The organism is Pokkaliibacter sp. CJK22405, assembly GCF_046614695.1.
GTDB lineage: Bacteria > Pseudomonadota > Gammaproteobacteria > Pseudomonadales > Balneatricaceae > Pokkaliibacter.
Genome location: NZ_JBKKHQ010000012.1, coordinates 36,846 through 53,751 on the forward strand (window position 1 = coordinate 36,846; position 16,906 = coordinate 53,751).

20 protein-coding genes are annotated in these 16,906 nt (G+C 55.5%); 13 read left to right on the forward strand and 7 right to left on the reverse strand.

Annotation, left to right across the window (positions count from 1 at the left end):
• Positions 1–155: 155 nt before the first annotated feature.
• The 5 genes from rpsF to ACKC9G_RS07415 all read left to right on the forward strand — a co-directional run bounded on the left by rpsF (position 156) and on the right by ACKC9G_RS07415 (position 3,987).
• Positions 156–572, forward strand: a complete 417-nt coding sequence (gene rpsF / locus ACKC9G_RS07395; protein ID WP_411404301.1) for a 30S ribosomal protein S6 — start codon at positions 156–158, stop codon at positions 570–572.
• 34 nt (positions 573–606) lie between these two features.
• The gene (rpsR, locus tag ACKC9G_RS07400; RefSeq protein WP_411404302.1) at positions 607–834 is read left to right on the forward strand and encodes a 30S ribosomal protein S18; all 228 of its coding nucleotides are present in this window, start codon (positions 607–609) and stop codon (positions 832–834) included.
• Positions 835–1,229: 395 nt separating this feature from the next.
• Complete coding sequence (gene rplI, locus ACKC9G_RS07405) at positions 1,230–1,676, forward strand: 50S ribosomal protein L9 (RefSeq protein ID WP_411404303.1); 447 nt, start codon at positions 1,230–1,232, stop codon at positions 1,674–1,676.
• A gap of 152 nt (positions 1,677–1,828) precedes the next feature.
• Positions 1,829–3,211 (forward strand): replicative DNA helicase, encoded by a 1,383-nt coding sequence (dnaB, locus tag ACKC9G_RS07410; RefSeq protein ID WP_411404304.1) that lies wholly within the window; start codon positions 1,829–1,831, stop codon positions 3,209–3,211.
• A 128-nt stretch (positions 3,212–3,339) separates the two neighbouring features.
• Entirely contained in the window at positions 3,340–3,987 is a 648-nt protein-coding gene (locus tag ACKC9G_RS07415; RefSeq protein ID WP_411404305.1) for a 2OG-Fe(II) oxygenase, read from the forward strand.
• Here the strand turns inward: ACKC9G_RS07415 and ACKC9G_RS07420 are convergent.
• From ACKC9G_RS07420 to bioA, 3 genes are all read right to left on the reverse strand, one after another.
• Entirely contained in the window at positions 3,926–4,984 is a 1,059-nt protein-coding gene (locus ACKC9G_RS07420; protein WP_411404306.1) for a glycosyltransferase family 4 protein, read from the reverse strand. The two genes, ACKC9G_RS07415 and ACKC9G_RS07420, sit on opposite strands and share 62 nt — an antisense overlap.
• Entirely contained in the window at positions 4,981–5,772 is a 792-nt protein-coding gene (locus tag ACKC9G_RS07425; protein ID WP_411404307.1) for a UDP-2,3-diacylglucosamine diphosphatase, read from the reverse strand. The genes ACKC9G_RS07420 and ACKC9G_RS07425 overlap by 4 nt, the downstream gene beginning before the upstream one ends.
• Before the next feature lie 69 nt (positions 5,773–5,841).
• Positions 5,842–7,146, reverse strand: a complete 1,305-nt coding sequence (bioA, locus tag ACKC9G_RS07430; protein WP_411404308.1) for an adenosylmethionine--8-amino-7-oxononanoate transaminase — start codon at positions 7,144–7,146, stop codon at positions 5,842–5,844.
• A 256-nt stretch (positions 7,147–7,402) separates the two neighbouring features.
• On the opposite strand from bioA, the gene ACKC9G_RS07435 reads away from it, so the two are divergent.
• The 4 genes from ACKC9G_RS07435 (at position 7,403) to ACKC9G_RS07450 (ending at position 9,855) form a co-directional block, all read left to right on the forward strand.
• On the forward strand, positions 7,403–7,645 hold the full coding sequence (locus tag ACKC9G_RS07435; RefSeq protein WP_411404309.1) for a DUF2282 domain-containing protein: 243 nt from the start codon (positions 7,403–7,405) through the stop codon (positions 7,643–7,645).
• 99 nt (positions 7,646–7,744) lie between these two features.
• Complete coding sequence (locus tag ACKC9G_RS07440) at positions 7,745–8,575, forward strand: DUF692 domain-containing protein (protein ID WP_411404310.1); 831 nt, start codon at positions 7,745–7,747, stop codon at positions 8,573–8,575.
• Positions 8,575–9,336, forward strand: coding sequence for a putative DNA-binding domain-containing protein (locus ACKC9G_RS07445; RefSeq protein ID WP_411404311.1), 762 nt, complete (start codon positions 8,575–8,577; stop codon positions 9,334–9,336). Before ACKC9G_RS07440 ends, ACKC9G_RS07445 begins: the two co-directional genes overlap by 1 nt.
• A 36-nt stretch (positions 9,337–9,372) precedes the next feature.
• Entirely contained in the window at positions 9,373–9,855 is a 483-nt protein-coding gene (locus ACKC9G_RS07450; protein ID WP_411404312.1) for a DoxX family protein, read from the forward strand.
• An 81-nt stretch (positions 9,856–9,936) separates the two neighbouring features.
• Here ACKC9G_RS07450 and tsaA read toward each other — a convergent pair whose 3' ends face one another.
• The 4 genes from tsaA to ACKC9G_RS07470 all read right to left on the reverse strand — a co-directional run bounded on the left by tsaA (position 9,937) and on the right by ACKC9G_RS07470 (position 13,048).
• Positions 9,937–10,644 carry a tRNA (N6-threonylcarbamoyladenosine(37)-N6)-methyltransferase TrmO gene (gene tsaA / locus ACKC9G_RS07455; RefSeq protein WP_411404313.1) on the reverse strand — a complete coding sequence of 236 codons (708 nt, stop codon included), beginning with the start codon at positions 10,642–10,644 and terminating at the stop codon, positions 9,937–9,939.
• A 9-nt stretch (positions 10,645–10,653) separates the two neighbouring features.
• Positions 10,654–11,280, reverse strand: coding sequence for a peptidoglycan DD-metalloendopeptidase family protein (locus ACKC9G_RS07460; protein ID WP_411404314.1), 627 nt, complete (start codon positions 11,278–11,280; stop codon positions 10,654–10,656).
• A gap of 17 nt (positions 11,281–11,297) precedes the next feature.
• Positions 11,298–12,254 carry a TraB/GumN family protein gene (locus ACKC9G_RS07465; RefSeq protein ID WP_411404315.1) on the reverse strand — a complete coding sequence of 319 codons (957 nt, stop codon included), beginning with the start codon at positions 12,252–12,254 and terminating at the stop codon, positions 11,298–11,300.
• A 65-nt stretch (positions 12,255–12,319) separates the two neighbouring features.
• Entirely contained in the window at positions 12,320–13,048 is a 729-nt protein-coding gene (locus tag ACKC9G_RS07470) for a ComF family protein (RefSeq protein ID WP_411404316.1), read from the reverse strand.
• 98 nt (positions 13,049–13,146) lie between these two features.
• Here ACKC9G_RS07470 and bioB point away from each other — a divergent pair, with 98 nt between their 5' ends.
• Genes bioB through bioC form a run of 4 tightly spaced genes read left to right on the forward strand, consistent with a single transcriptional unit; the run spans position 13,147 to position 16,874 of the window.
• Complete coding sequence (gene bioB, locus ACKC9G_RS07475) at positions 13,147–14,196, forward strand: biotin synthase BioB (protein WP_411404317.1); 1,050 nt, start codon at positions 13,147–13,149, stop codon at positions 14,194–14,196.
• The gene (gene bioF, locus ACKC9G_RS07480; protein WP_411404318.1) at positions 14,180–15,373 is read left to right on the forward strand and encodes an 8-amino-7-oxononanoate synthase; all 1,194 of its coding nucleotides are present in this window, start codon (positions 14,180–14,182) and stop codon (positions 15,371–15,373) included. Before bioB ends, bioF begins: the two co-directional genes overlap by 17 nt.
• Positions 15,370–16,101 (forward strand): alpha/beta fold hydrolase, encoded by a 732-nt coding sequence (locus ACKC9G_RS07485; protein ID WP_411404319.1) that lies wholly within the window; start codon positions 15,370–15,372, stop codon positions 16,099–16,101. Before bioF ends, ACKC9G_RS07485 begins: the two co-directional genes overlap by 4 nt.
• Positions 16,098–16,874 carry a malonyl-ACP O-methyltransferase BioC gene (gene bioC / locus ACKC9G_RS07490; RefSeq protein ID WP_411404320.1) on the forward strand — a complete coding sequence of 259 codons (777 nt, stop codon included), beginning with the start codon at positions 16,098–16,100 and terminating at the stop codon, positions 16,872–16,874. The genes ACKC9G_RS07485 and bioC overlap by 4 nt, the downstream gene beginning before the upstream one ends.
• Positions 16,875–16,906 lie beyond the last annotated feature (32 nt).

The window sequence follows — 16,906 nt, forward strand, 5'->3', positions numbered from 1 at the left end:
TTGACTCATTTGAAGAACCTGATCAATCAGTGAACAGCTTGCTTGCAACTCTTGAGTGAGATCACTAGAATATCGCGTTCTTTGAAATACCCTTTACCCCTCCTTGCTTCTCGTCCCAATCGGGCCGGGGGGCTGTTAACCCGTAAGGAGCATACATGCGTCATTACGAAATCGTATTTCTGGTTCATCCTGACCAGAGCGAGCAAGTACCTGCAATGGTCGAGCGTTACACCTCTCTGATCGAAGCAGCAGAAGGTAAAATCCACCGTCTGGAAGACTGGGGCCGTCGTCAACTGGCTTATCCCATCAACAAAATCCATAAAGCGCATTACGTTCTGCTGAACGTTGAAGCGACTCAGGAAGTGATGGACGAGCTGGAAGAGCTGTTCCGCTACAACGACGCTGTCATCCGTAACCTGGTAATTCGCCGTAAAGAAGCGGTCACTGAGGTTTCTCCTATCAAGGCTGCTGAAAGCCGTGAAGAGCGCCGTCCTCGTCGTGACGATTCTGCCCCTAAAGCAGATTCTAACAACGATAACGAAGTTGAAGAGACCGAAGAAGCTGACGCCTAAGTCGCAGCTTATTACCAATTAAGGAGTTATACAGATGGCGCGTTTTTTCCGTCGTAGAAAATTTTGCCGCTTCACCGCTGAAGGCGTGAAGGAAATCGATTACAAAGACATCGAAACCTTGAAGGGTTACATCACTGAGACCGGCAAGATCGTTCCTAGCCGTATCACTGGTACCCGTGCTCGTTATCAGCGTCAGCTGGCGTCCGCTATCAAGCGTGCACGTTTCCTGGCCCTGCTGCCTTACACTGACAGCCATCAGTAAGGCCGGTTCAGCTTAGGCTGAATCGAACTGCTGTCTTTTTGATCGCGTAAGCGGTCGTACGTCCAAGTGACGTATGCAGTAGGAGCTTTCGGGCTCTTGGGCGAAAAGCCCACAGGTAAAACGAAATCGTTTTGCTTGTCAGTTCCTCTACTGGCCTTGAGGGCTGATGGTGACGGTGTCGTTCCCTGGGAGTGACTCCACCGGAACCCTGCAGGCCATGGTGGAATGCCCAGCTACAAAAAGGCAGAAGTGCAGTGACGACAGGGGTGCGATTGAGCGCACCGGTTTAAGGTCCTGTGTTTTACCCTAACTATCTGTCACGTGACTTCGGTGACGGGACAGACGACTCAATCTGACAGCCAAGGCTGCAGATTTTGCAAACAGAGGTTTACGAGATGGAAGTTATTCTGCTCGAGAAAGTCGGCAAGCTGGGTGGCTTGGGCGACAAAGTTAAAGTGAAATCCGGTTTCGGCCGTAACTACCTGATGCCTTACGGCAAAGCGGTAATGGCAACTCCAGCTAACGTTGAAGCTTTCGAAGCTCGTCGTGCTGACCTGGAAAAAGCGGCTGCTGACAAGCTGTCTACTGCTCAGTCTCGTGCTGAACAGCTGGCTGAAATCGAGCTGTCTATCGTTGCTAAAGCTGGTGACGAAGGCAAACTGTTCGGTTCTATCGGTACTCGTGATCTGGCTGACGCCATCACTGCTGCTGGTATCGCTGTAGACAAGTCTGAAGTTCGTCTGCCAAACGGCGCTCTGCGTCACACTGGCGAGTTCGAAGTCAGCCTGCAGCTGCACCCAGAAGTTTCTGCAACTGTGACTATCATCGTTGTTGCTGAATAAGATTATCTTCGGATGGTCAACCAGACACCCGCTTCGGCGGGTGTTTGTGTTTTTGCCCTGCGGAATCTTGGCGCAGGAGCTGAAAACCTTTTACCATGATGAGCTTGTTACTGCCTGGCAGTGGTTCATCATGTCTGTAATGAGTCTTTTCCATGGAAAGTTCGGTTGACCAGCAAACGGAAGCCCTGAAGCTGCCGCCTCACTCCATAGAAGCGGAGCAGTCCGTGCTGGGTGGTGTCCTTCTGGATAACCAGGCCTGGGACATCGTCGCGGAAAATCTGGTGGAGGATGACTTCTACCGGAAAAGTCATCGCATGATCTACCGTGCGTTAGCGCACCTGGTCGCTGAGTCTCATCCGCTGGATGTCATCACGCTGTCTGAAGAGCTGGAGTCCCGCGGTGAGCTGGAAAGCGCTGGTGGCCTTGTCTATCTGGGAGACCTGCTGCAGAACACGCCCAGTACTTCGAATATTCGTTCCTATTCTGAAATTGTCCGCGACCGCTCCTTGCTGCGCCAGCTGATCGGTATCAGTGGTGAAGTCATGGATCTGGCCTATCACCCGGAGGGGCGAAGTGGTCAGGAGGTACTGAACGATGCCGAAGCGAAAATCTTCAAAATTGCTGAGACTCGGACTCAGGCTGCTGGCCCGGTGGATGCCAATCGGGTTCTGGCAAATACCATTGAGCGTATTGACCTGCTGAATCAGCAGGGCGGCCAGATGACCGGTACGACCACGGGGTTCTCGGATCTGGATGGCATGACCTCTGGCATGCAGCCTTCAGACATGATCATCATCGCTGCGCGTCCGTCGATGGGTAAAACCACCTTCGCCATGAACATTGTTGAAAACGTGGTCGTGCAAGGCGACAAGCCGGTACTGGTGTTCAGTCTTGAGATGCCTGCTGAGCAGCTGATGATGCGTATGCTCGCATCTCTTGGCAAAATTCCTTTGACTAACGTGCGTACTGGTCAGATGGACCCGGAAGAGTGGAATCGTCTTACCGGCGCGGTGCACATGTTGCGCAACAAACCGCTGTATATCGATGACCAGCCCGGCCTGACGCCAAGCGAGATGCGTGCTCGTGCTCGGCGTATCTACCGTGAACATGGCTCTATGGGTCTGATCATGGTCGATTACCTGCAGTTAATGCGCTTGGGCGGTAATGTTGAGAGCCGTACCCAAGAGGTCGCGGAAATTTCCCGCTCTCTCAAGGCGCTGGCAAAAGAGCTGAACTGTCCGGTGATTGCGCTCTCGCAGTTGAACCGAAGTCTGGAAAACCGGCCTAACAAACGGCCTATTAACTCTGACCTGAGGGAATCGGGCTCTATCGAGCAGGATGCCGACGTCATCATGTTCATATACCGTGATGAGGTCTACAACGAGGACTCTCCCGAGAAAGGCATCGCTGAGATTATCATCGGTAAGCAGCGTAACGGCCCTATCGGAACCTGCCGTTTGGCATTTATCGGTAAGTACACGCGCTTCGAGGATCTGGCGCGCGATGTTTACGATTCCTACAAGGATGAATACTAAGTCCTTCATCCTGTGTGGATTCATTGATCAATAAAATTACTGGTTATCAGTAATTTTATTTTCTTTCCTGTGTTGTGATCCCCAAGAACAATAGCGCCTCTTTTGTTCTTGGGTGAGCTGCACCGCTAATGACTGTCACCACTTCACTTTCCACGCTATCGCCTTTTGATCAGGTCGCGGATGACTTATGTCAGAACGGCTTTGGGATCTATGAAGCGAATGAGGGACTGGCTGCTTTTCTGAATGAAGACCTGATGCAGTCGCTGTATGACGATTTACAGCAGCGCTATCAGGATTCGGATATGTACAAGGCGCGAGTGGGTGAGCAAAAGCAGACCCGTGGCGATATTCGTGGCGATGATATTTGCTGGCTGCGCGGTGAGAGCGAAGCTCAGCGGCATTTCCTGACATTGGCCACTGACTGGCGGCAGGCGTTCAGCCGTCGGTTATTTCTGGCTCTGACCGAATTTGAATTTCACTATGCCCGGTATCCTCAGGGCAAAGGCTATGCGCGGCACTACGATAATTTTCAGGGCAAAAGCCCGCGCCGCCTGACCTTTATTCTGTACCTTAACCCTGACTGGCAACCTGGCGATGGCGGTGAACTGGTTATCTATGATGCCAATAATCAGCCTATCACTCAGGTGGCTCCGCGCTGGGGAACGGTCGTGTTTTTCGCCAGCGATGAGTTCCCGCATGAAGTTTTGCCAGCGGTTAAGCCGCGTTGCAGTCTGACCGGCTGGTTTCGTTCCGGTTCAGTGTTTCCCTTAACCTGACCAGCGAGCCGATAAAACGCTCGGCGCAGCTCCCCCAGCTGTGCTGACTGGCGGCTTGGCGGCATTGTTGTGAATCCAGTGTTAAACACTTCAGCGCTGCCGCCTGCAGATCCTCACTCAATATGCCGCTGCTGTTGGCCTCAATGATATCGCGTGGTCCGGTGACCGGATAAGCCGCGACCGGTGTTCCGCAGGCCAACGCCTCAAGCATGACCAGCCCGAAAGTATCCGTTCTGGAGGGGAATACCAGTGCGTTAGCGCGGGCATATTCCTGACGCAGCGCTTCGCCTCGCTTTACCCCCAGCCACTCTGCTTTGGGGTAGCGCCGTTGTAGCTCAGCACGAGCTGGCCCATCGCCCACAACACGTTTTCGCCCCGGCAGGTTAAGCTTCAGAAAAGCTTCAATATTCTTCTCCACCGCAATGCGTCCGACATACAGCCAAGTGGGCTCAGTCAGGTTCTTTTCCTCCGGCAGATAGTAGAACGTCTCCAGATCGACACCTCGGCCCCAGGGGGTCAGCTGCGAGGGATTCATCCCAGCCTGAACCAGTTCGTGTCGGTGCTGGGGGGTCGTCACCAATACCTGACGGCTTTCTCGGTGAAACCAGTTCAGAAATCGGTAGCCTGCAGCAAGGCTGATCCAGGGCCAGCGCGTGTTCACATATTCCGGAAACTTGGTATGGAGCGAAGTGGTGTAGGGCAGCTGATGGCGGTTGAGGTAGTGGCGAGCCGTAATGCCGAGTGGGCCTTCGGTGGCAATATGTACTGCATCCGGCTGCCACTGGTGCAGGACGTTGCCGATATGATGAGGCAGACAGCAGGCGAGCCTGACTTCCGGGTAGCTCGGGCAGGGCACTGTTCTAAACAGGCCGGGATGCACAATTGTCACTTGCATGCCGGTGCGCTGAAGCTCTTTCTCTAATGCGCGAAGGGTGGTTACAACGCCATTCGTTTGCGGCGTCCAGGCATCGGTGATGATGAGAATGTGCTGGATCATGATGCCAGCGCCAGAGGTTGCTGCTGATCCGGCTGTTGCCTGAGCCGTTCCTCACGCCAGTGAATCAGCCGTAAAGTACCATCAAGCTCCTCGACCATTGCCGTACATGACTCTACCCAATCGCCACAGTTGAGGTAGCGCACCTCGCCAATCTTACGCATTTCTGCGTGGTGAATATGACCGCAAATAACACCATGAAAGCCTCTGCGTCGACATTCATGGGCAAGCGCCTCTTCATAGTCGCTAATAAAGCTGACGGCTTTTTTGACTCGGTGCTTGAGATACGCGGACAGCGACCAGTAACCCCAGCCTAAGCGGCGTCGCAGAGCGTTAAACCAGCGGTTGAGGACGAGTGAGGTTTCGTAGGCGCTGTCGCCCAGGAAGGCAATCCAGCGATGATAGCGGGTAATGACATCGAAAAGATCTCCATGGGTAATCAGCCAGCGCTCTCCGGTCGCGGAGGTGTACTGCGCCTCATCGGCGAGTTCGATGTTGCCAAAGAGAAGGGGAGAGTAGCGCCGCAGGAATTCATCATGGTTGCCGGTAATGTAGACAACGCGGGTGCCGCGCTTGGCAAGTGTCAGTAGTCGTCGCAGGACATTGGAGTGGCTTTGTGGCCAGTAAAGATGCTTGCGCATGCGCCAGCCATCGATGATATCGCCCACCAGATAGAGTTGCTGGCACTCATAGGATTTAAGAAATTCCGCCAAAAGCTCAGCCTGACAGCCTTTGCTGCCAAGATGCGTGTCGGAAATCCAGAGGGTGCGTACCTGCTTTTTGGGCGGCATGGTGGGTCTCCTTCGTAAGGGGGCCAAGCCTCATCCTACGAAGGAGAAATGACGGAGTTATTGCAGTGCTCAGGGCTGGCGTGTCTCGGAGAGGTAATCCAGTAAAACCCGACAGGTGGTCTGCGTTAGCGTCGCCAGCTCATCATTGGTGATAACAAAGGGCGGCATCATGTAGACCAGCTTGCCGAAGGGGCGAAGCCAAATGCCCTGCTCTACCAGTGCCGGTTGCAGTCGACTCATTTCCACAGGTGTCTCCAGCTCTATGACACCAATGGCACCAAGGCAGCGGACATCCGCGACGCCGCTCAGGGTGCGTGCGGGCGCAAGACCTTCATTCAGACCCTGTTCAATGCGCTGAACCTGCGCCCGCCAGTCCATGTCCAATAGTTGCTGGATGCTGGCGTTGGCCACGCTGCAGGCCAATGGATTACCCATAAAGGTCGGGCCGTGCATAAAGCAGCCTGCGCCACCTTCAGAAATCGTGTTAGCCACATGAGTGGTGGTCAGCGTCGCAGCCATGGTCATGTATCCGCCGGTCAGCGCCTTGCCAAGACAGAGAATGTCCGGGCTGATATCCGCATGTTCGCAGGCGAAGAGCTTGCCGGTGCGGCCAAAGCCTATGGCAATTTCATCCGCTATCAGCAAAACATTGTATTCATCACAGAGGCGGCGTGCCGTTGCCAGATACTCCGGATGATAAAACCGCATGCCGCCTGCGCCCTGAACGATCGGCTCCAGAATAAGCGCGGCCAGCTGTTCGTGATGCTCCGCCAGCGTGGCTTCAAGCGCCTGCGTATCCGCAGGGTTCCAGCTTTCACCAAACCGACACTTGGGTTCGGGGACAAAGAACTGCTCGAGCAGGCTGCCGCTGAAGAGTTCATGCATGCCGGTGGTTGGGTCACACAGGGACATGGCGCCTGTCGTGTCACCATGATAGCCGCGGCGCAGACTGACCAGTTTGTGCTTGCCGGGCTTGTCCCGCGCCTGCCAGTACTGAATCGCCATCTTCATCGCCACTTCCACGGCGACGGAGCCTGAGTCGGCCAGGAAAACCTTATCCAGCCCCTCCGGGGTCAGCGCGACCAAGTGCCTTGCCAGGGTAATGGCAGGCTGATGGGTAATACCGCCGAACATGACGTGACTTAAGGTGTCTACCTGCGCTTTGAGCGCCGCATCCAGTGCGGGATGGCGATAACCGTGTACCGCTGACCACCAGGAGGCCATGCCATCGATTACCGTGCGGCCATCGTTCAATGTGAGGTGCACCCCCTTGCCATCGCGGACGCCGAAGACCGGGCCAGGGCGGGTCATGGAGGTATAGGGGTGCCAAATATGCTGACGATCAAACTCAAGATCATCCTGACTTATGAACATAACAACTACTCGCAGGCGTAAGAGTCAGAGCAGGGTAGTGTACCCCTGCGGAAGGAATACGAAAAAAAATTGTAGAAAAAGTGAACCAATGCCCAAGGGGTGGGTCTATAACTTCTACTGACTGGGAATAATCAGTTGGTAGTGACACAGGGCCCGTGTTCGACACAACCAATGTAAGTGAAACAGCTATATCTCAAGATCGTTGTCGCAAAAACAAGATCATAAATAACGAAAGAGAACTATGAGAGGTAACACCATGAAATCATCCAAATTGATCGCCGCTGGTGCAGTTTCAGGTTTGTTGGCGTTGAGCGCGTTGTCTGCTCCTGCTCAGGCAGCAGACAAAGAGAAATGCTACGGCGTTGCCATGGCGGGTCAGAATGATTGCGCTTCCAATGGCCATGCCTGTGCAGGTCAGGCGACCAAGGATAAAGATCCTGGTGATTGGAAATACGTTGCCAAAGGCAGCTGCGAAGACATGGGCGGCATGCTGAAGTAATTCAGACCGGCAGCGGAGTCGGGTCTCTTCCTAAAGTGGCCCGGTCTCTGCCCTGACTCTGCTGTTTCCAGTCTCTGCCAATGACGGTGGATTGATGCCATGTCCTTGACAACGCTACCGACCGCAGTCGGCATCGGGCTTAGAAGCCCCTACTATTCGGCCTTTCTCGCAGGCCAACCCAGCATCGACTGGGTGGAAGTACACAGCGAGAACTTCTTTGGTGGCGGCGCGCCACTTCATACTCTTAAACGAATTCGTGAGCATTACCCGCTAAGCCTGCACGGGGTGGGTCTGGGTATTGCTTCGCCTGATCCGCTGGACGGCGATCACGTTCAGGCGCTGGCGAGTCTGATCCGCTCAGTGGAGCCGTCCGCTGTTTCAGAGCATTTGTGTTGGAACCGGGTCGATGGCCAGGTGATTAATGATCTGCTGCCATTCCCTTACAGTCGACCGGCACTGGCATTGGTGACAGAGCGTGTCCTGATGCTGCAGGAGCGGCTGAAACGTCCGATTCTGCTGGAGAATCTTTCGAGCTATCTGCAGTTTGATGATTCGGTGATGAGTGAGTCCGAGTTTCTGCACCAGCTGGTGCAGGCGACGGACTGCGGCATCCTGCTCGATATCAACAATCTCTACGTTAACCAGTGCAACCTTGGACAGGATGCGCGGGCGTTTATGGATGCGTTGCCCAGAAACGCTATTGGTGAGTATCACCTGGCGGGCTTTACCGCTACGGATACCGGTTTGATTGATAGTCATAGTCAGCCAGTTTCGGACGAGGTCTGGGACTTGTATCAGTACGCGCTGACAACGCTAGGACCACGCCCGACCCTGATTGAGTGGGATCTTGATTTGCCGCCGCTGGAAGTGTTGTTAGGTGAGGCGGACAAGGCCAGACGGCTGATGACGAAAGTGCAGGAGAGCGCCTGATGCTGATTTATCGGGAAACCCTGCAGGCGCTTCGCGATGCGATTCTTAAGGAAGAAGCACCGAGGCAAGCGAACATTAAGCCGATGCCCGGGCATGGTCTTGAGGTGTACAGCAATAACCGGCGTGTGGTGCTGAAAAGCAGTCTTGCTGCGGCCTATCCGGTGGTGAAGCGAATTGTGGGCGATGAGGCCTTTGGCTTGCTTTGTCATCACTATCTGGCGGATGTCGCCTCGATCAGTGGCAACCTGCATCTCTTTGGCGTGTCGCTGCCGGACTTTATCGCCACCACGCCACTGGCTGAACAGCTCCCTTACCTGATTGATGTGGCTTCCCTCGAATGGGCGCGCCATTACTGCTATTACGCCCCGGACAGCCGGGACTTTGATTTAAGCCGTCTCGAAGCGGTCGACCCTGAGCAATTGGGTTTGCTGGTGCTGCGTTTTGCTCCTGCCATTCGTTTGATCCAGTCGGCCTATCCGATTATGTCGATCTGGCAGTTTAACCAGCCGGAATTCTCGGGTGCCTTTACTGATCTTGATCAGGGGGCTCAGGCCGTGGCGGTAACCCGGCCCTATGGTCAGGTGGACATGCGTACATTGTCCTCCGATGAGGCGCAGGTGCTGGCCGCGTTACAAAGAGGGCATACCCTGAGTGATGCTCTTGAGCATCGTTCCGGTGATGATCTGGACTTTCAGGCACTGCTTGGCTGGCTAATTCAGCAGCGTGCGATTATGCAAATGGCATTGGGCGAGGCTGGCTGATGCCAGCGTTCATGACAGTGAAGTGAGGATGTCGTCATGCAAACATTCCATACCCCCCTGACGGGAATTTACCGACAGGTTGACCGGCTCACGGTCTGGCTCTGGCCGCTGTTGCTGCTGGCTATGCGGCTATTTGTCGCCAAGGTGTTTCTGCTTTCGGGGTTAACCAAGATCCAGAACTGGGATGTCACCCTGTTTCTGTTTCAGGAAGAGTATCACGTGCCGGTACTGGCCCCCTGGCTGGCGGCGATTATGGGCACAGCGGGTGAGCTTGGGTTTTCGGTGTTACTGATTCTTGGTGTGTTCGGGCGCTTCTCAGCCTTTGGGATGCTGCTGGTGAACATCATGGCAGTGCTGTCGTATCAGGTGGTAAGGGATGATCCGGCGTTGCTGGGGATGCACATTCACTGGGGCTTCATGCTGGCGGTACTGGCGCTGACGGGAGCGGGCAAGCTTTCCGTGGATGGATTGCTGCTATCACGCTGGCTGCCTTCAGGCGGTGTGGCGGTGCGGCGTTAGTCTTTGGCGCAGAGTGGGGAAGGTTTCCCCACGCCTGACTTATTCAGCTTCTCACTCGTCTTAGCAGACGCCACCCTAAGGTCACGGTGTCGCCTTTGCGCATTCAATAATCTCAAACCCCTCTGCCGTGGCGACAAAGCGAATATTGATATCGTACAGCCGGATGCCGTACTCCCGCCCCGTTTGCTTCTGGTAAGCGGGGCGAGGGTCTTGCGCCAGCACCTGCTCAATCAGTGGTTGCAGTGTGGGATAGTCATTTTCCAGTGCGGCCATTTGCTGGCGCGCTGCGGCAGACCAGCTCACTGCTTGTGCCGGCGGTGGCGTTTCGGCAAAACCTCCCACCGCATCGGCGATGCTGTCCACAAAGGGGATATAGGGTTTGATATCGACCACCGGCGTGCCATCGAGCAGATCGGCCGCACCCAGAATCAGACAGACCTGACCCTGATGTTCCTCAATGCCCAGTAAGGGGACGACGGACAGTCCGAGCGGATTGGGGCGAAACGGGCTGCGTGTCGCCAGAACTCCCAGCTTTTGGTTGCCGCCAAGACGCGGAGGCCGGACCCGTGGCTGCCAGCCGCGCTCCAGATGCTCATGGAAAATAAAATGTATCCACAGGTGTGAGAAGCCAGAGAGCCCTTCTACGGCGGCCATGCCCAAATCCGGGCTGAGCCAAAGCTCAAGGCGTGCCGCTGACGCCAGTCCAGGCTGGCGGGGGATGCCAAATTTTTCGGTATAGGGCGACCGGATGGTGCCAATAGAGCGGAAGCTGAATGGGGTGTCAGTCACTCAGAAAACTCACTTCAGATAACTCATCGGATTCACAGCGCGGCCATGAATGCGTAACTCAAAATGTACATGGTTGCCGGAGGAGTTGCCGGTGCTGCCAATACGGGCCACCGTTTGTCCGCGGACAACGGTTTCTCCTTTGTGGACCAGATTCGCACTGTTGTGAGCATAAACGGTCTGCACGTCGTTGGCGTGATCAATGATAACGAGGCGGCCATAACCGCGCATGGAGCCGCTGAAGCTGACTCGTCCGTCTGCTGCCGCCAGAATCGGTGCACCGCTGGGGCTTCTGAAATCCACACCTTTATGCATCCTGCCGTTGCGCTCTCCGAAAGGCGAAGAGACTTCGACGTGGCGTACCGGGAAGGAAAAGTTACCTATCACTTCTTCGCCGGGGACGACCAGGCGCTGGCCCACCTCTATGCGCGATGGCGTTACCGAGGGGTTAAGCCGGCTCAGTATTTTCACAGTGGTGCCGTAACGCCGGGCGATGCTGTAGAAGGTATCGCCGGAGACGACATAGTAGTAACCGGTATTGGTCGGCAACGGCGGATTGCTGCCACAGGCTGCGAGAAACAGTGGCAGGCACAAAATCAACAGACGAAGTGGACGAAGATACCGCTGGTGTAACCGCATCAGGACTCCGGGTCAGTTCACTGTCGGCTTTTCAGGCGCGGAGCCTGTAGCTGCTGTGAGGGATAATGGCGGGCTTTGAGTCGTTCCAGAATGCCATCAGGGCCAGGCAGATGCAGGGCGCCCACTACCACAAAGTAGGTACCCTTGGTTTTCAGCAAACGCTCCAGCTGATCGGTCATGGCGATATTGCGCCTGGCATTGAGAATGTCCATGTACTCTTTGAGTGTCTTGGACTCCACCGTCTCTTTCTGCATCAGCTGATAAAGCCCAGGACCGTCACCGGTTGCCCAGTAGCTGTAGAGGTCAGGCAGGAAGTCCGGCTCATTGTCGAGCTGATCCAGCGTTGATGACAAATTCTCGATCTGCATGTCCATTCCCGGCGATGAGATCGCCTTTAACTGACTTTCCAGAGTCTCCAGCGCCAGAATCTTGCGGCTGCCCGCACGCTTCATGAAGTAGTGATCAATGCCGGACTCCGTGTCAAAACCCTGATCCTTGGCGCTGGAGAGCACGATTTGTGTGCCCGCACGCCAGGGTTGCCAGTCTTCCATCAGGGCGCAGCGCAGGCGCAGTTGCGCACAGGCACTTTGCAAATGCAGCCAGACCGCATTGGGCAATACGGATTTAAGAGTCTGGCCCTGGGGTAAAAGCCCGTAGTGATCAATCAGCTTTTGCTGTTCAGGAATGCTCATATCCGTCGGGTTGATCTCGACCACCAGATAATCTGAGAGATCAAAGGCCGCCTCAATCGGCGCGGGAAGCGGATAACTATTGGGCGGAAAGGCATGCAGCGAGCCCAGAAGATAGAGCGTGGCGGTCGATGAGCGCACCTGCCAGGCATAGACAGGCTGAGCCTGAACGCTGGTGCTGATCAGGCACAGAACAAAGAGCAGCAGGCTCCAAAGCCGAACGGCAGGAGAGAGCAAGCGATGGTGTCTGACGGTACGGTCCTGGCTCGCGGCAGCTGGCTTCACTGACTCATCCTGTGTAATCGAAAGGGGTCTGGCTAGCTTAAGCAATGACAATGCCATTGCAAACCCTAGTGCTCTGAAGGTAAGGGCGTTCTGGCCAGAGTCCAAAGATCAATTTGTTGCACGCCGGCACGGCGCAGAATCCGGATCAGGCTTTCCGCTGTCGCGCCGGTCGTCATGACATCATCAATAATGGCTATATGAGCGACATCCGGTGTGCGGGTGAGCCGGAAAGCATGACGAAGATTGGCGCGTCGAGCCTTGGCGGATTGACCCTGCTGAGGCAATGTCACCCGGCTGCGCTCTATCAACTGCGTGGCGACAGGAATGCCGGTGGCTTTGCTGATCCGGCGGGCAAGCCACTGGCTTTGGTTAAAGCCGCGCTCACGTAGACGGGTCGGGTGCAAGGGGACGGGGATTAACAGCTCCGGCATCGGCCAGGCTTCTAGCGCCAGCGCCTGTAAGAACAGTCGGCTGAGGATACGGCCCTGTCCACGGTTGGCGCGGTATTTCCAGTCACTGATCAGCGCCGGGAAAGGTAGCTCGTAAAGAAAGGGGCTCCAAGCCCGGTCGGCACTGGATTGGCCTGAGAGGCATTGACCGCACAGTTCCAGCTCACTTTGTGCCTTCAAAGGCAGAGCGCAGCGTCGGCAGGCGTTCAGATTACGGGGCAGGGCTTGCTGGCAGACCTCGCAGAGATCCACAAAGGGTAGTTGCGGTATTGCAGGCAGGGTCTGATCGCATAACGTGCAATTCTGTTTAAATAACGATCTTCTGTAAACCTTATTTATTTTCATGAGTTGACTCGTTCCTTGAGCTCACTATGATTGCCCCTTTATTCCGTAGGGACTTCTCGACCCGGCATCTGTGCTGCACGAGTGATCAGGAAAGCATCATGAACCAAACCAGCCCCCTTCGTCACGACTGGACTGAGGCCGATGTTCAGGCCCTGTTTGAGTTGCCCTTTAACGATCTGATGTTTCAGGCGCAAAGCACCCATCGTCAGAACTTCGACCCAAATCAGGTGCAGGTCAGTACGCTCCTGAGTATCAAGACCGGTTCCTGCCCGGAAGACTGTAAATACTGTCCTCAGAGTGCCCATTACGATACGGGCCTTGAAAAGCAGAAACTGATGGAAGTGAAGAAGGTGCTGGAAGAGGCGGAACAGGCGAAGTCCGCAGGCGCCACACGCTTTTGCATGGGCGCCGCCTGGAAGAATCCTCACGCGCGCGACATACCTTATGTGCTGGAGATGGTGAAAGGTGTTAAGGCCATGGGGCTGGAAACCTGTATGACCCTTGGTACCCTGAGCCCTGATCAGGCCCATGAGCTGGCGGGAGCGGGTCTGGATTACTACAACCACAACCTCGACACCTCACCTGAGTTCTACGACAGCATCATTACGACGCGTTCCTATCAGGAGCGTCTGGATACCCTGAAGCACGTTCGCAGCGCCGGTATGAAGGTCTGCTGTGGCGGCATCATGGGGCTGGGCGAGAGCCTGCGTGACCGCATCGGTCTGCTGCGTCAGTTGGCGAATATGCCGGACCATCCTGAAAGTGTGCCCATTAATATGCTGGTCAAGGTTGAAGGTACGCCGCTGGCGGATGCGCCGGATCTCGATCCTTTCGACTTCATTCGTACCATCGCGGTCGCACGCATCCTGATGCCGAAGTCTCATGTGCGCCTCTCTGCAGGCCGCGAGAAGATGAATGAGCAAATTCAGGCGCTGTGTTTTATGGCGGGAGCTAACTCCATTTTCTATGGCGAGAAGCTGCTGACAACCTCTAATCCTGAAGCGCACGCTGACCGCCAACTGTTCCGCAAACTGGGCATTCAGCCTGAAGAGCGCGAGGGTCTGTCTGATGAAGCCCATGAAGGTGCGCTGATGAATCAGGTGCGTCTCCAGCAACAGGCATCACTCTTCCATGATGCGGCAAGCTGATCCTTTTGATCTGCAGGAGCGCCTGTTAAAGCAGCAGGCGCAGCACCGCTATCGTCAACGTCAGACCCTTGAGAGCCCACAGCAAGCGCATGTGCAATTGCAGGGCAAAACGCTGCTGAACTTTTGCAGTAATGATTATCTTGGATTGGCCAATCATCCGAAGCTCATCGAAAGTGCCGGTGCCGCGCTTCGTCGATTCGGCACGGGGAGCGGCGCTTCTCATCTTGTCTGTGGGCATTCTTCTGCGCATCACGCATTGGAAGAGGCGCTGGCTGAATTTACCGGACGCGAGCGAGCGCTGCTCTTTTCTACGGGGTACATGGCCAATACGGGTGTGCTCGGAGCTTTACTTTCCAATGAGTCTCAGGTGCTGGAAGACCGACTGAATCACGCTTCACTGCTGGATGGCGGTCTACACTCCGGTGCCCGGTTCAAGCGCTACCGCCACAATGATGTGGATGATCTCGCCCGACTTCTTGGTAAACAGCCTGAGTTGCCCTCGCTGGTCGTGACGGATGGCGTGTTCAGCATGGATGGTGACTGTGCCCCCTTGGCCGAGCTTGCCAGTGTTTGTGCGGATTATCCCGCCTGGTTAATGGTGGATGATGCTCATGGCTTTGGTGTGCTGGGTAAAACCGGCGCAGGTCTGATTGAAGCGCAGAACCTTTCACCGGCTCAGGTGCCGGTAATGATGGCAACACTGGGTAAGGCGTTGGGTTGTGCGGGGGCTTTTGTCGCCGGCAGTGAGACGCTGATTGAAGCTCTGATCCAGTTTGCCCGTCCGTACATTTATACCACCGCCATGCCACCGGCGATGGCAGCGGCGGCGCTAACTGCACTGTCCTTGTTGAGTGAAGAGTCATGGCGACGCGATCAGGTGCTGAGTAATGTGCGCTACTTCCGTCAGCTTGCGCAGGAGGCAGGGTTGCCGCTGATGCTGTCTGAGACGCCGATTCAGCCCTTGCTGATTGGTGATGAAGCCTTAGCCATGCAAATGGCGACTAACCTGCGTGAAGCCGGGTTCTGGATTACGGCGATTCGCCCACCAACGGTACCTGCGGGGACCTCCCGCTTGCGTGTCACGCTGACGGCAGAGCACCAATCTCACGAGATCGAGAGACTGGTCAGCCAGCTCTCCATTGAATGGCAGCGCCTGGCGCAGGAGGCCACTCTGTGAGTAAGCGCACTTGGGTGTTGATCAATGGCTGGAGTATGCCTGACTGCCTTTGGCAGCCCATTCAGGAGGCGAACCCCAATCCGGTCATTTCGCTGACGTTACCCGATGTGGCCTCTTTCGAGGAGTGTGTTGATCTGCTGCTGGCGCAGGCCCCTGCTGACTCTTTGTGGCTGGGCTGGAGTCTGGGTGGTCGATTGGCGATGGCTGCTGCTGCTCGGGAGGCGAGCCAGGTGGATGCTCACAAGGTGAGCGAGCGTAAAGTAGCGGGTGTACTGACAATGGCGGCAACCCCGACCTTTGTTGCGAATCAGTCAACGCTGGGTTTGTCAGCGGAGACCTTGCAGCACTTTATTCACGGTATGTCTGCGCAGCCGGAGCTGACGCTCAGACAATTTCAACGTCTCGTCGTCAAAGGGGCGGATGACCGTGCCACAACCTTGAAGGCGATTGCTGGCGAACCTTTGCCTTATTCCTTTGATCTGCTTTCCCAACAGTTGCACTGGTTGGCACCAGATCATGAAGCCCTTTGGCAGCAAGCGGCAGCCTATTGTCCGTGCCTGCATCTGGCGGGCGGTAAAGATGCATTAGTGCCTGTCAGCCGCTATCAGCAGGAGTTTGTCGGCATGGGGCAGGTGGCGATTCATGAAGCTGCCGGGCATGTGCTGCACTGGCCGGATGCTGCAGTGTTGCTGGCGGGCTGTCAGCTGCTTGAGGCGTCTGTGGAATGATCGCTGTTGATAAAGTGAGACTTGCTCAGGATTTTGGGCAGGCGGCCAACAGTTATGATCAGGCGGCCAGCTTTCAGAAAAAAATTGCTGCTGAGCTTCTGGTGCACAGTCATAAGTTCATGGGAGTGGGGTTAGATCTTGGCTGTGGTACCGGCCAGCTCTCTGCAGCAATGAGCCAGCGCGGGCTGCCTGTTGTTGCTTTGGACATTGCTACTGGCATGTTGCAGAACGCTCGGAGTCGGCAGGTCGCTTCACATTATCTGCAAGCGGATGCCGAAGCCTTGCCGCTGGCGAGTGCGCAGTTCGATTGGGTGATCTCCAGTCTGGCTATTCAGTGGTGTCATGAACCTGCTCGGGTCTTTGCCGAAGTGCAGCGCGTGCTTAAGCCCGGCGGTACCTTTTTGTTCTCCACGCTGGGGCCGGACACGCTGCATGAATTGCGTCAGGCAATGGTTACGGTGGACGGTCATCACAGCCTCTATGAGTTTGCAGGGCTAAATGAGTGGCGCGACGCCATCCATAGAGAAAGCAGCGAATGGGCGCAAGCCGGACTCTGGCAGCAACCCTGTGAGTGCGAGTTTGAAAACGTGGGTGCTGTAATGCGCGCGCTCAAGCAGATAGGTGCCAGACATAAGGCGCCAGTACAGAAAAATCTGCGTGGTCGTGGCTGGCTGAATGCGCTGGCGCTGGCCTATCCCACTCAGGCGCGAGCGTCCGGTCGACTCATCGCCAGCTATGATGTGATCTACGGCCACCTGCAAAAGCCCCTCTGACGTTATTTCCCTTCCGAACGATTTTTTACAGG